This window comes from Rossellomorea sp. YZS02 (genome assembly GCF_033963925.1).
Lineage (GTDB): Bacteria > Bacillota > Bacilli > Bacillales > Bacillaceae_B > Rossellomorea.
This window is the reverse complement of record NZ_JAXBLY010000004.1, coordinates 222642-236916: the sequence shown is the minus strand read 5'-3', so window position 1 is coordinate 236916 and position 14275 is coordinate 222642. Positions and strand designations below refer to the sequence as shown.

Below are 14275 nucleotides of genomic sequence, written 5' to 3'. Positions count from 1 at the left end.
AGAAGAATTTACGCAAGAAAATTAAAAAAGGTGAATTTGAGCACGCTCAAATTCACCTTTTTTCTATTAGAGACTAGTTTTGTCCCAGCCTCTTTTAGAATATTAGTTTGTACGTAATTTATCCAATTCAACTAAGAATTTATTATTTAATACTTTAATGTAAGTACCTTTCATTCCAAGGGAGCGCGATTCAATGACACCCGCACTTTCCAGTTTACGTAGGGCATTAACGATTACAGAGCGTGTAATACCGACCCTGTCGGCAATTTTAGATGCTACAAGCAGTCCTTCATTACCATTTAGTTCTTCAAAGATATGCTCGATGGCTTCAAGTTCACTGTATGACAATGAACTGATCGCCATTTGTACGACTGCCTTGCTTCTTGCTTCCACTTCGATTTCTTCGGCTTTTTCACGAAGAATCTCCATTCCTACTACAGTTGCACCATATTCACCCAGAATCAAATCGTCATCTTCAAAGCTTGCTTCCAAACGCGCAAGGATCAGCGTGCCGAGTCTTTCTCCCCCTCCGATAATCGGGACGATTGTCGTTAGGCCGTTTTTAAAGAATTCTCTATTTTCAACAGGGAAAGCAGTATATTCACTGTTTACATCCAAGTTAGGAGATGTTTCCTGTACGTTGAATAAGTTTTGAGTATACTCCTCAGGAAATTGACGGTCTGCAAGCATTTGTTTCATTCGCTCGTTTTCAATTTGTTGATTGATGGCATAACCCAATAACTTACCGCGACGACTCACAACGAATACATTTGCTTCAATAACCTTACTTAGCGTTTCTGACATTTCTTTGAAGTTCACAGGTTTCCCAGCTGCTTTTTGCAACATGGCATTGATCGTTCTTGTTTTACCTAATAAATTCATTACATTTCCTCCTACTACAACTAAAGTGTATCTATTATTTAATTTGTTATTATCCTTAATCCATCTATCTTTACCCATTACAGGGAAAGTGAAAACTTATAGGATAAACTGACTTAAATCCTTATCTTTGGAGATTGCGCCTAATTTATCATCCACATACTGCGGCGTGATCTTTACCGTATCCAATGTGATTTCAGGTGCTTCAAAGGATAAGTCTTCAAGAAGTTTCTCCAAAATGGTATGAAGTCTTCTGGCCCCGATATTATCGGTATTTTGATTAACATCATAGGCAATTTCAGCGAGTCTACGAATAGCATCGTCAGAAAATTCAATTTGTATACCTTCTGTTTCCATTAATGCGATATATTGTTTAATGATTGCATTATCCGGTTCAACCAGGATCCTTACAAAGTCATCTGTAGACAATTTCTGAAGTTCAACCCTGATTGGAAAACGCCCTTGTAATTCAGGGATAAGATCAGAAGGTTTACTCATATGAAAGGCACCTGCAGCAATGAAAAGGACATGATCCGTCTTCACCGAACCATATTTAGTTACAACAGTTGACCCCTCCACCACAGGGAGGATATCACGCTGAACACCTTCTCTGGATACATCCGCTGAAGATTGCCCTGAGCTCTTGCTTGCAATCTTATCAATTTCATCAATGAAGATGATCCCGGATTGCTCAGCACGGCTGACTGCCTCCTGGGTCACTTCATCCATGTCAATTAGCTTTTGGGCCTCCTCATTCGTCAGTAGCACCCTTGCTTCTTTTACTTTTAATTTTCGCTTTTTCTTTTTCTTAGGCATGATATTACTTAGTGCATCCTGCATATTCATACCCATTTGTTCCATCCCGGATCCTTGAAGCATATCAAACATGGATGCTTGCTGCTCCTCAACCTCTATCGTGATGAATTCTTCTTCCAATTCACCATTTTCAAGTCTCTTTTCCATCCTTCTTCTTTGCTCTTGAAGTGAAATCTCTTCTTGCTTCTCTTCCTCTTCTTCAGATGTTGACCCTTGAGTCGCATTACCCCCAAAGATCATTTCAAACGGGTTCTTATAGGAAGAGGATTTCTTCTTGGAGGGGACAACAAGTTCAACCAATCGACGATTCGCATTTTCAGCGGCTCTTTCACGGACCCCGACCATTTTTTCCTCTTTCACAAGGCGAACGGACGTTTCAACGAGATCCCTGACCATCGACTCAACATCCCGGCCCACGTAGCCCACTTCAGTAAACTTGGTAGCCTCCACTTTTACAAAAGGGGCACGAACGAGCTTCGCAATTCTTCTGGCTATCTCTGTTTTACCGACTCCAGTCGGTCCCATCATCAGAATGTTCTTCGGAATCACTTCGTCTTTCAATACGTCTGACAGAAGACTACGTCTATAGCGGTTTCTAAGAGCGACAGCAACGGCTCTCTTCGCATCCTTTTGACCTACAATATATTGATCCAATCTTTCGACTATTTGCCGAGGGGTTAAGTGATCAGTACTCTTTATCAAGTGGCACACTCCTTACTCCTAATAGTGTTAGAGAATATCGTTACAAAGTTGAAAAACGACCTTTTACAGCTCTTCAACAATAATTTGGTTATTCGTGTAAACACATATATCGGCAGCAATCTGAAGGGAAGACCGGGCAATTTCTTTAGCAGACAAGTGGTCACCGGCATAAAGTTTCAATGCCCTTCCGGCAGATAGTGCATAATTACCGCCTGAACCGATGGCAAGAATCCCATCATCCGGTTCAATGACTTCACCAGTTCCGGAAATCAGCAGAAGGTGACTTTCATCCATTACAATCAACATAGCTTCAAGCTTTCTGAGCACCTTATCGCTTCTCCACTCTTTAGCAAGCTCGACTGCGGCTCTCTGGAGATTTCCATTGAATTCTTGAAGCCTGCCTTCGAACATTTCTGACAAAGTGAATGCATCGGCGACAGAACCCGCAAATCCGGCCAATACTTTTCCGTTGAATAATTTACGCACTTTTTTTGCCGTGTGCTTCATGACAACGGAATTGCCGAATGTAACCTGTCCGTCACCTGACATGGCACATTTGCCTTTATGCTGTACTGCAAAAATAGTGGTTGCATGGAATTGTTCCATATCATGACCTCCAACTCTTCTAAGCACGGGGATGATGTGCTAAATAGGTTTTTCTCAGCTGATCTTTTGTTACATGTGTATAAAGCTGAGTGGATGATAACTGAGCGTGTCCAAGAAGTTCCTGGACCGTCCTTAAATCGGCACCATTATTCAATAAATGAGTAGCAAAGGTGTGCCGCAGCATATGAGGATGTATTTTCCCCGTTAATGATGCATTCTCGATAATCTTATTTAAGATCAGACGCACACCTCTTTGGGTTAACGCTCCTCCACGATGATTGACCAACAGTTGTGTGTGTGTCTCATTCTTCATCAACTTGGGCCTGGAATGTGTTATGTATTGTTCAAGGGCATCGTGTGCGAAGCTCCCAAATGGGACATATCTCTCTTTATTCCCTTTACCTTTCACCAGGATGGTAGATAAGCGGAAATCAACGTCAGCCAACTGTATACTCGTACACTCACTTACGCGGATTCCCGTTGCATAGAGTAGCTCAAATATAGCCCGGTTGCGTATGTCCATTGGTGTGTTCCCATCGCATGCTTGAAGCAGAGCTTCAATTTCCTCCTCATAAAAGAAGTTAGGCAAACGCTGTTCTTTTTTTGGCAGATTGACAAACGAAAAAGGGTTCTCGAGCAGCTGCTTTTCCCGGTTTAAATAACGGTAGAAACTTCTTATGCTGGAAACCTTCCTTGAAATGGAAGATCTCATTAATCCATGATCATGAAGCTTAGTTAAAAAAAGCCTCGCATCTGAATACTCGACATCTTTTAATGAACGTAAACCTTGTTCTTTCATAAATACGTAGAACTCTTCGATATCATGACGATATTGTTCAAAAGTATGAACAGAATAATGCTTTTCTATTTGTAAATATTCAGTAAAGGATTGTAATTGTTCATCTAATTTTTTTTCCATGTTTAACACCTCACAAGGGCTACTAAATAGTAACACAACAGAGCTACCCTTGCAATGAATTTTACACTTTTTTCACAAAGTTCTGAATTGTTTCTAATGCCCTATTCGCATGTTGCTCATTCCGCTCTTTTTTACCTTTAACCTTTTTTGGAAGATCAGGGAAAAGCCCAAAATTGGCATTCATCGGTTGAAAGTTATGTTTATTCGCTGTGGTAATGTATCTTGCCATACTTCCGATGGCCGTATCATACGGAAACACAAGTGGTTTTTCTTCATTCGCAAGTTTTGCCGCATTGATCCCTGCGATCAGACCGCTTGCTGCTGATTCTACATACCCTTCAACCCCTGTCATTTGACCTGCGAAAAAGAGGTGTTCATGACTCTTCAGCTGATAGGTATCCTTTAGAACATTTGGTGAATTGATGAAAGTATTCCTGTGCATGACACCGTAACGGACAATATCCGCATTCTCGAGGCCAGGGATCAAACGAAGCACCTCTTTCTGTGGCCCCCACTTTAGATGTGTCTGGAAACCGACAATATTATAGAGTGTCCCTGCGGCATCATCTTGTCTTAATTGTACTACAGCATACGGGCGCTTTCCCGTTTTAGGATCTTCTAATCCAACCGGTTTAAGCGGTCCGAATAACATTGTCTTTCTTCCCCGTTCAGCCATGACCTCGATTGGCATGCAGCCTTCGAAGAAAACTTCTTTCTCAAATTCCTTCAACGGGACCGTCTCCGCAGCAATAAGGGCTTCATAGAAAGTATTGAACTCACTTTCAGTCATCGGACAGTTCAGATAAGCAGCCTCCCCTTTGTCATAACGGGATTTCAAGTAGACTTTATCCATATCAATGGAATCTTTCTCAATGATTGGTGCAGCTGCATCATAGAAATATAAATGTTCTTCCCCCGTAAGTTGCTTGATTTGCTTTGACAGACTTTCACTTGTAAGGGGTCCGGTAGCTATTATCGTAATCCCCTCGGGTATGGTTGTAACTTCTTCATTCATCACCGTAACATTCGGGTGATTTTTCACTTTATCTGTAACCAACGCTGCAAATTCATGGCGGTCTACGGCCAATGCCCCTCCAGCCGGAACGGAACAGGCATCAGCTGCTGACATGATGACTGAATCCAAATGTCTCATTTCTTCTTTTAACACTCCTACTGCATTCGTAAGAGTATTTGCCCTTAGTGAGTTACTGCACACAAGCTCTGCAAATTTATCTGTATGGTGGGCAGGTGTTTTAACAATGGGTCTCATTTCAAATAGATTGACTTTAATTCCCCTTTTAGCGATCTGCCAAGCGGCTTCACTACCTGCTAGACCTGCTCCGATGACGTTTACTGACATGATTCTACCTCCTACAGTCCGAGCTTTATCCAATCTGCATTGTACACGAAGGGACAATGATAAGAAAGATAAATGTATATTGAAAATGTATGATGATTATGACAAATTTTGAAACAAAACACAAAAGGGCTGACCCATTAGGTAATAGAGAAATCACCTGTTGGGACAGTCCCTCGTTACATTGTATTCGTTCATTGTTCAACAATCAATGTTTTTATTGACTCTGTCGACAATTTTGCCTGATTCAGCAGTTCTTAGTGATCAATGGCAATTCTCCAACAGGTCCTCCCGGATTAAGAATCGTCGCCAGGAATGACAAACCAATCTTATTTCTGAGGTTCTTCCTTATAATCACAGTTCGTACACTGAATTTGATTACCTTTTTTAAGCTTCTTCTCTACGAGTAACTCAGCACATTTAGGACATTTGCGTTCAATCGGTTTATCCCAGGATAAGAAATCACACTCAGGATACTGATCGCATCCGTAGAAAATACGTTTTTTCTTACTTTTCCGTTCAATGATGTTTCCTTTTTCACATTTAGGACATTTTACACCGATCTCCTTGACGATCGCCTTGGTGTTCCGACAATCCGGGAAATTGCTGCAAGCCATGAATTTCCCGTATCTACCCATCTTGATCACCATCGGATGCCCACATTCCTCACAATCTTCCCCGGCGGGTTCATCGCGGATTTCGATTTTCTCCATCTCATTTTCCGCTCTTTCCAAGTGCTTTTCAAAGTCTTGATAAAAGCGATCGATGATCCTTTTCCACTTTACATTACCGTCTTCAATATCATCAAGACTGCGTTCCATGTTTGCTGTAAATTCGACATCAATGATATCCGGGAAGAATTCCCTTATCAATTCCAGAACGATTTCACCAAGCTCGGTTGGAATGAAACGCTTATTATCAAGAGTCACATATCCCCTGCGTTGAATCGTATCGAGAGTCGGCGCGTAGGTGGAAGGTCTTCCGATACCGAGTTCCTCTAAGGTCTTAACCAATCTTGCTTCGGTATACCTTGGTGGCGGCTGGGTGAAATGTTGAATCGGGTCAATGTTTTCACTTTTCACCTTATCACTTTCTTCCAATGCTGGAAGAAAATTATCTTTTTCTTCTTTTTGATCGTCAGACCCTTCTACATATACCTTCATGAATCCTGGAAACTTCACTTTCGAACCAGTCGCCCTGAACATGACCGAATTGTTCACAAGATCTACACTCATGGTGTCCATGATGGCAGGAGCCATCTCACTGGCAACGAATCGTTCCCAGATCAATTTATAGAGCCGGTACTGATCTCTTGAGAGAAACTCTTTCACCGAAGATGGATCCCTTAAAGTGCTGGTTGGTCGAACTGCTTCGTGGGCATCCTGGGCTTTTTGCTGTTTTTTCTCTTTGCGGTCAGACTGCTTCATAAATTCCTGACCATATTTATTCACGATGTATTCATTTGCTTCTTTTTGAGCTACTTCAGAAATACGGGTGGAGTCCGTTCTCATATAGGTGATAAATCCAACGGTTCCTTGTTTTCCCATCTCAATTCCTTCGTACAATTGTTGAGCCAGCATCATCGTCTTTTTAGCCCGGAAATTTAATTTCCTGGCTGCTTCCTGCTGTAGGGAAGAAGTGGTAAACGGAGGAGCCGGATTCCTTTTTCTTTCCTTCTTCGTCACTTTATTCACTTCAAAGGATTTTCCTTTTACTTTTCCGAGCACTTCTTTTACATCATCTTCGGTCTTCAATTCAACCTTCTTCCCGTCGATTCCATAAAATGATGCTTGGAACGTATCGTTCCCTTTCGTGAATTCAGCTTCTATGGACCAGTACTCTTCAGGGGTGAAGTCTTTGATTTCATTTTCTCTGTCAATAATTAAGCGGACGGCAACGGATTGCACCCTGCCGGCACTGAGCCCCTTTTTGACCTTTTTCCATAGTAACGGGCTAATATTGTATCCTACCAATCGATCCAGAACCCTTCTGGCTTGTTGTGCATCGACCAGGTCCATGTTGATTGCGCGGGGATGTTTAAAAGATTCTTTGATTGCATCCTTTGTGATTTCGTTGAATACCACACGGCATGCAGAAGATGTGTCCATATCCAGACTGTGTGCAAGATGCCACGCAATCGCTTCCCCTTCTCTGTCGGGGTCGGCCGCGAGAAAGATTTTCTTTACTTTTTTCGCTGCCGTTTTCAGTTCTTTTAATACAGGTCCCTTGCCGCGTATCGTAATATACTTCGGTTCGAATTCGTTTTCAACGTCCACACCCATCTGACTCTTCGGCAAGTCGATGACGTGACCCATTGAAGCCCTTACCTTATATTTTTTCCCTAAATAACGTTCAATTGTTTTCGCCTTAGCCGGCGATTCCACTATTACTAAATAATCTGCCATCCAATAAGCCTCCTTAAAGAGGAAAATAATCACTGTTTATAGTACCTTGGAATATTCAAGAGCAAACGGAAACGTTTACACTTATATTCACATAGGTATGAAATTGATTTCAGTGTAGAATAGTATTGCACTTAACTATTTTTTTCTCTTAAATACAGTTTTGATACCTGTTGCAAAATGTATAACAGTTTTACCATAATTGCAACCATTTTGTATAAATAACTTGTATTTATTCAATTCTTCACGTGTGAAAAACGGTCTTGATCTACCATTTTTTCTTCATTTTTTCCGTTTAAACATGAAGTTCCGAAAAAATATCTTCTATTGATAAGACCATTTTTGCTCCTTCTTGAATGAGTGTGTTTGTCCCTTCTGCCAAAGGGTCATAGATCGAGCCGGGTATACAGAGCACTTCCCTTCCTTCATTCAATGCATAATCTGCCGTTATGAAGGTACCGCTCTTTTTTCTGGCTTCTGTAACCAGGACAGCGTCACTAAGACCACTGATGATCCGGTTTCTAAATGGAAAATGCCATTTTTCGGGTTTTGTATACGGTGGATATTCTGAAATAAGCAAGTGATGATTCATCATATACCCGGCAAGGTCAACATTCTGTCTTGGATAAATATGCTGGAAACCTCCACCCAGTACACCAATCGTTTTCCCCCCTGATCTTATCGCTTCTTTATGAGCGATCGTATCTGCACCCTTAGCGAGTCCGCTTACGATGACCACTTCTCTTTCGGTCAATTGAGGAATCATATTATGAAGAATTTTTTCAGTATAGAGGGTGGCATTTCTCGAGCCGATCACTGCCAATTTAGTTGAGCCTTGAAGCAGTCTCCTGTCCCCTTTTAAAAAGAGCAGGAAGGGTGGATCATATACGTTTTTCAATAATTCAGGATAATCATCATCGAACAGGGTGATCCACTCTATATCATTTTCCTCATAGAGTTTCATATAACGATGGGAAGGAAAGGAATGAAGGTCTTTATAGAAGAGTTCTATATTCATAGAGCTTGCAGTGGTTATTTGTTGGAGCTTGGTTGGGGATAGATTAAATATAGAGTGAAGATGACGATAGCTTTCCATCAGTCGTTTGATTCCTTTTATACCTATGCCCCTGCAATGATGAATATGAAAGAGCATTCGACGATTATCTTTCATTTACAACCTCCTGTACTTATATTTATCAAAGATAAAACTGAGACTGATAGCATTGCTATCAGTCTCAGAACTGGATTAGTGGGTTTTACATTTATCGAGGATACCCTCTTCTTTCAGTACCTTGATCAATGTTTCTCCCATATCTGATGGTGTCGGAGCCACTTGGATTCCACATTCATTCATCACACGGATTTTCTCATCAGCCGTTCCTTTACCTCCTGAAATAATCGCACCGGCATGGCCCATACGCTTCCCTGGAGGTGCCGTACGTCCACCGATGAATCCTACTACAGGCTTGGTCATATTGGCTTTGATCCACTCAGCTGCTTCTTCTTCAGCTGTACCGCCGATTTCACCAATCATGATGACCGCATACGTATCTTCGTCTTCATTGAAAGCTTTCAATACATCGATAAAGTCTGTTCCATTTACAGGATCTCCACCGATACCTACTGCCGTAGACTGTCCGATTCCAGCTTGTGAAAGTTGGTGTACGGCTTCATACGTCAGTGTACCAGAACGGGAAACAACCCCAACGTGACCTTTTGTATGGATGTAGCCAGGCATAATCCCGATCTTACACTCGTCAGGAGTGATGACTCCGGGACAGTTCGGCCCGACAAGGCGTGTTTTCTTACCTTCCATATAACGTTTAACCTTTACCATATCCAGTACTGGGATATGCTCTGTGATACAAATAGCCAAATCAAGCTCGGCATCTACCGCTTCCATGATTGCATCTGCTGCAAATGGTGCAGGAACATAAATGACGGAAGCATTTACGCCAGTTGCTTTTTTTGCTTCTTCAACAGTATTGAAGACAGGTACGCCTTCAACCTCTGTTCCGCCTTTTCCAGGTGTAACACCTGCCACGATCTGTGTACCGTATTCAAGCATTTGCTTTGTGTGGAAAAGAGCTGTTGATCCTGTAATTCCTTGTACAACAACCTTGGTATCTTTATTAATAAATACGCTCATTAGTCCCCCGCCTTTCTCAGCCTACTTGCTCAACGATTTTTTGTGCGCCGTCTGCCATGGATTCAGCTGCAATAATATTCAATCCTGATTGATTCAGGATTTCTTTTCCTAAATCGACATTCGTACCTTCAAGACGTACGACAAGAGGTACTTGAAGCCCGATTTGCTTAGCTGCTTCTACTACACCTGTTGCAATCACGTCACATTTCATGATTCCACCGAAGATATTCACGAAAATACCTTTAACGTTTTCATCAGAAAGGATGATTTTGAATGCTTCCGTTACCTTTTCTGCTGTGGCACCGCCCCCAACATCAAGGAAGTTAGCGGGATCTCCGCCATAATGCTTCACGATGTCCATCGTAGCCATGGCAAGACCTGCACCATTAACCATACAGCCGATATTACCGTCGAGGGAAATATAGCTCAGGTCATATTTAGATGCTTCGATTTCTTTTGCATCTTCTTCTTCAAGATCGCGTAATTCAATAACATCTTTTTGACGGTATAATGCATTTGAATCGAAGTTGAACTTCGCATCTAGTGCCATTACGTCTCCGTCACCCGTTACAACTAATGGATTGATCTCAACAATCGAAGCATCCTTTTGGATGTAAACATTATAAAGACCCATCATGAACTTTGCTGCTTTCCCAACAAGTTTTTGAGGAATATTGATATTGAAAGCAATGCGTCTCGCTTGGAAACCTGTTAATCCAACTACTGGATCAATGTACTCTTTAAAGATTTTTTCAGGTGTTTCTTCTGCTACTTCTTCGATTTCTGTACCGCCTTCTTCTGAAGCCATAAGGACAACCTGGGAAGTCGCACGATCGAGTACCAGACCTACATAATATTCTTTCTTGATATCACAGCCTTCTTCGATAAGTAAGCGCTTTACTTCCTTACCTTCAGGACCAGTTTGGTGAGTTACTAAAGTTTTACCGATTAACTCATCTGCATATGTACGCACTTCGTCAAGGCTTTTAGCGATTTTAACTCCGCCAGCTTTACCTCGACCACCTGCATGGATTTGGGCTTTAACTACATACACGCTGGAATCTAACGTCTTCGCCGCTTCTACTGCTTCTTCAGCTGTAAAAGCCACTTTACCATTTGGTACGGACACCCCGTAATTTCTGAGGATTTCTTTACCTTGATATTCATGGATATTCATTTTCCATCCTCCTATCAAACTCTTCAAAAAATAGACTGCGCTTTCATTGTATAAAATGACAGTATATATGTCTACCATTATGCTAAAAATATTATATTAATTTAAAAATTCTGAACATATTTTGATAGTATTCGTCCTCATCACGCCATGTTTCTTGAGGGTAACGCCCATAAATTATTATACTCAAAAAATATATTTTACATTTCGAACTATTGAATTCATATATTAAATACAGGGAAAAACCATTATTTATTCCTTTTTGGATATACCTCTGTCCAAACGATAGATGAATGCAAAGACTTCTGCCACTGCCCCGTATAATTCCTCCGGGATCGATTCACCGATATCCAGGTTCCCGAGCAGGGACAGAAGGCTCTTATCTTCTTGTACAGGTACACCATGCTCAGCCGCTTTTGAAAGAATGTTGTCAGCAATCATGCCTTTTCCTTTTGCTACGACTTTTGGAGCAGACCCATGATGCTGGTTATACCCTAATGCGATTGCTTCTCTCCGCTCGTGCCGGCTTTTCATATTTTCACATCAACTCCGGAAAATGTTCGATTAGACTCATCACTTAAGATTTTATCTGATAGATTTGCATGTTTATCAGGGGCCTTCACCTTTAGGGTCGAAAACTGATAGTCAAGCTTATCCAGTCCTTCCTTCAACTCTGGAATGAATGATTGTGACAAAGCTTCGATCCCAGGGTGGTCATTCCAAATAGTTAGGGAAATCACACGATTTTGAACCTGCATATCGATCAATGTTTCATTGATTCCCTCCAGGTTCAAATAGAATAATACACGGCAGTAGTCCCCATCTATTACCCCCTTCTCTTTTTCTTTTCCTGTCCACTGTAATGTGATATCCGTGTTTCGCCCAAACAGATACAGTGGAAATTGTTGCACGATTGTCAGAAACGGAGATTGGTCCTGGGATTGAAGCACCTGATGGTTCATTTTCAGAACAATGTCATCTGCTAATTGGCGGATGTCTGGTGCAGAGTGATGCAGGCTTAGCCCAATGAGATGCTCCTTGAGTGTCTGACCCTGGATCTCATATCCTTTATGAAACTGAGCTTCATAGTTGATCCCGAAATCACCAATCACCCTTTTCAATACTTTAGCCAATTCTTCTCCCTTGAGTTGTTGAGTGAGTTCTAATACCGTTTGGTGATGAAGCTGTTGAAAGATCTTCTCCTGATTGGACGAAGGGACACGCCCTCCCCACATTTCTTCAAGTCTGGTAAGATTCTTCTCCAACAGATTCTCCTTTCCCGCCAATTTGACAAGCTGTTTTGCCGCTGATTCGGAAGCACCATCTTTGTTTCCCGTCAGTGTGTTCAACCATTTTTCAACAAGGGAGTCAGCTGCTTTTTGGGATTCCGGCCTGCTGCCAATCTTCGCTGAAATCTGATTCAGTTCATTCCGAAGATTCTCAGTTGAACGATTTTGGGGTGAAGTGCCTTGTAAAAGCTCTCCATCTCGCTTTCCTTCTGAAGTTTTCCCTTCCAGAATCATCCCTGTTAACCCTTCCTTCCATTGATGCATGAATGTTTCATTCGAAAAGAATCCAAGGGTCTTCAATAAATCAAAATGGCCCAATCGGTTTGAAAAGGTTTGGGAAGAATCTGCTAACCCAGTCAAGGCTTTGATGACAAGGTTTTCGGATATGATCATCCTTATAGGTTTCTGAAGCTTTTGAAGCAAATGAAGAGTGCCTGCATCCCTCCCTGTTTCCCTCAACTTTGAAGAGAGTGTGTCCAACAGGGAAATAAAATCACCCTTTTCTCCGGATTTCATTGAAGAAAATACCCTGTCTGTAAACGGTAAATTCCTTTTTGCCATTTCAACAATTATCTTGATGTTAAGAGATGCCTCTTTGCCATTGACATACTTCTCTGCAAATAGAAGCATTTCTTTATTAATGGGTATCTTATTCTTCACAAGCTCCATCACTAATGAAGTCATTTCTTTCTCTTTGGTCGAAATGGATAGGTGATGTAAGAGTTTGGATGCAATACTCTCCCCATCTTCATTTTGAGATGGTATCAACTTGAGGCTTATCCCACTCTCCGTTTGCTTCACCTCCACCCAGTACCGCTCTCCTTCTTTCAAAGGAGCTTCGAGTTTTGCCACAAAACGCTGACCATTAGCAGATACTTCTGCAGAATCATTACCCAATAGCTTATGTACTTTTATATTTAATACCTTTCCTTCTTGTAATGAAAATGGTTTCCCGCCCGCAGTGGGGAGTGGCTGACTGCCTGCAGGACCATGAATGTGGGTCATCTTTCTATCCCCCTGTCCCATGATTTAGTCGTAATACTGGAACTCATCCTTTTATATTTGGCTGTTTAAAAGCGCTGGGTGACAGAGCTTAGCGAGATTCTGTTTTCAAACGGATCATCTCTACGAAATACGCTTTGTATTTCCATTTTGTCACTTAATGACCGGAGTGAAGAATCTCTTTTACTGGTGCAAAGCTTTTTCGATGAAGAGGTGTCACACCTAATTGCTCCAATCCGATTAAATGGTCTTTTGTTCCATAGCCTGCATTTTTCTCGAAAGCATAGCCGGGATATTTCAGAGCATATTCCTTCATCATCCGGTCCCTTGTTACTTTGGCGATAATCGAAGCTGCAGCAATGGAAATGCTTTTCGCGTCTCCTTTAATGATTGACTGACTCGGATATGGTGATTGAATTTTCATTGCATCAATCAATAAATAATCAGGCTCAACCGGCAGCTCCACGATTGCTTCATTCATCGCCTTTTTCGTCGCTTGATAAATATTGATGGAATCAATCTCTTCAGCATGAACCATACCTATGCCAATTGATATGGCGTGCTTTTGGATATATTCATAATACTCTTCTCTTTTCGCCTCTGAGAGCTTCTTGCTATCATTCAACCCCGCCAAATAGAAGTTAGATGGCAGGATGACGGCTGCCGTGACGACCGGCCCTGCAAGCGGTCCCCTCCCCACCTCGTCTATACCTGCGATATGGGTAAAGCCCTGTTGGCGAAGCTCCGTTTCGTACCGTGTGAGAATATCGAATTCTTCTTTCTCCTTTTCCTGCTTCATCCGTTCCCGATCTAGCTGCATCAGAAGTTTCTGAACCCCTTTTCTATCATCCTGTTTCAATTCCTCCAAAATCGGATCAGAATCAGACAGTGTCCCGATCAATTCTTTTACCTCTTTGATCGTTCTATGTACTTTCGTCACGTTTCTTCCTCCTCGTATATATCGGATAATCCCTGCAAAA

Annotated in this window: 12 protein-coding genes; all 12 read right to left on the bottom strand. The window is 41.7% G+C overall.

The annotated features are described in order from the left end of the window. Positions 1–102: 102 nt before the first annotated feature. The gene (codY, locus tag SLH55_RS06400; RefSeq protein WP_149155501.1) at positions 103–882 is read right to left on the bottom strand and encodes a GTP-sensing pleiotropic transcriptional regulator CodY; all 780 of its coding nucleotides are present in this window, start codon (positions 880–882) and stop codon (positions 103–105) included. Positions 883–978: 96 nt separating this feature from the next. Beyond that, positions 979–2394, bottom strand: coding sequence for an HslU--HslV peptidase ATPase subunit (gene hslU, locus SLH55_RS06395; RefSeq protein ID WP_320322937.1), 1416 nt, complete (start codon positions 2392–2394; stop codon positions 979–981). A 66-nt stretch (positions 2395–2460) separates the two neighbouring features. Next, positions 2461–3003, bottom strand: coding sequence for an ATP-dependent protease subunit HslV (gene hslV / locus SLH55_RS06390; protein ID WP_219168895.1), 543 nt, complete (start codon positions 3001–3003; stop codon positions 2461–2463). Between the two features lie 19 nt (positions 3004–3022). Continuing rightward, positions 3023–3922: a tyrosine recombinase XerC gene (xerC, locus tag SLH55_RS06385; protein ID WP_320322935.1), complete on the bottom strand. Its 900-nt coding sequence runs from the start codon at positions 3920–3922 to the stop codon at positions 3023–3025. Between the two features lie 61 nt (positions 3923–3983). Further along, positions 3984–5282, bottom strand: coding sequence for an FADH(2)-oxidizing methylenetetrahydrofolate--tRNA-(uracil(54)-C(5))-methyltransferase TrmFO (trmFO, locus tag SLH55_RS06380; RefSeq protein ID WP_219168898.1), 1299 nt, complete (start codon positions 5280–5282; stop codon positions 3984–3986). 326 nt (positions 5283–5608) lie between these two features. Then, positions 5609–7684, bottom strand: coding sequence for a type I DNA topoisomerase (topA, locus tag SLH55_RS06375; protein WP_320322934.1), 2076 nt, complete (start codon positions 7682–7684; stop codon positions 5609–5611). 292 nt (positions 7685–7976) lie between these two features. Continuing rightward, positions 7977–8852: a DNA-processing protein DprA gene (gene dprA / locus SLH55_RS06370; protein WP_320322933.1), complete on the bottom strand. Its 876-nt coding sequence runs from the start codon at positions 8850–8852 to the stop codon at positions 7977–7979. Between the two features lie 75 nt (positions 8853–8927). Then, positions 8928–9830, bottom strand: coding sequence for a succinate--CoA ligase subunit alpha (gene sucD, locus SLH55_RS06365; protein ID WP_098351794.1), 903 nt, complete (start codon positions 9828–9830; stop codon positions 8928–8930). A 16-nt stretch (positions 9831–9846) separates the two neighbouring features. Then, the gene (gene sucC, locus SLH55_RS06360; protein ID WP_219168904.1) at positions 9847–11007 is read right to left on the bottom strand and encodes an ADP-forming succinate--CoA ligase subunit beta; all 1161 of its coding nucleotides are present in this window, start codon (positions 11005–11007) and stop codon (positions 9847–9849) included. 249 nt (positions 11008–11256) lie between these two features. After that, entirely contained in the window at positions 11257–11538 is a 282-nt protein-coding gene (locus SLH55_RS06355; RefSeq protein WP_219168906.1) for an EscU/YscU/HrcU family type III secretion system export apparatus switch protein, read from the bottom strand. After that, positions 11535–13298 carry a hypothetical protein gene (locus SLH55_RS06350; protein ID WP_320322932.1) on the bottom strand — a complete coding sequence of 588 codons (1764 nt, stop codon included), beginning with the start codon at positions 13296–13298 and terminating at the stop codon, positions 11535–11537. Before SLH55_RS06350 ends, SLH55_RS06355 begins: the two co-directional genes overlap by 4 nt. A 154-nt stretch (positions 13299–13452) precedes the next feature. Next, positions 13453–14235 (bottom strand): ribonuclease HII, encoded by a 783-nt coding sequence (locus SLH55_RS06345; RefSeq protein ID WP_219168910.1) that lies wholly within the window; start codon positions 14233–14235, stop codon positions 13453–13455. Between the last annotated feature and the right edge of the window lie 40 nt (positions 14236–14275).

Coding starts and splice junctions, on each gene's coding strand:
- trmFO (WP_219168898.1), bottom strand. CDS start 5,282: ATGTCAGTAAACGTCATCGGAGCAGGTCTAGCAGGTAGTGAAGCCGCT.
- codY (WP_149155501.1), bottom strand. CDS start 882: ATGAATTTATTAGGTAAAACAAGAACGATCAATGCCATGTTGCAAAAA.
- dprA (WP_320322933.1), bottom strand. CDS start 8,852: ATGAAAGATAATCGTCGAATGCTCTTTCATATTCATCATTGCAGGGGC.
- sucD (WP_098351794.1), bottom strand. CDS start 9,830: ATGAGCGTATTTATTAATAAAGATACCAAGGTTGTTGTACAAGGAATT.
- topA (WP_320322934.1), bottom strand. CDS start 7,684: ATGGCAGATTATTTAGTAATAGTGGAATCGCCGGCTAAGGCGAAAACA.
- xerC (WP_320322935.1), bottom strand. CDS start 3,922: ATGGAAAAAAAATTAGATGAACAATTACAATCCTTTACTGAATATTTA.
- sucC (WP_219168904.1), bottom strand. CDS start 11,007: ATGAATATCCATGAATATCAAGGTAAAGAAATCCTCAGAAATTACGGG.
- SLH55_RS06350 (WP_320322932.1), bottom strand. CDS start 13,298: ATGACCCACATTCATGGTCCTGCAGGCAGTCAGCCACTCCCCACTGCG.
- SLH55_RS06355 (WP_219168906.1), bottom strand. CDS start 11,538: ATGAAAAGCCGGCACGAGCGGAGAGAAGCAATCGCATTAGGGTATAAC.
- hslV (WP_219168895.1), bottom strand. CDS start 3,003: ATGGAACAATTCCATGCAACCACTATTTTTGCAGTACAGCATAAAGGC.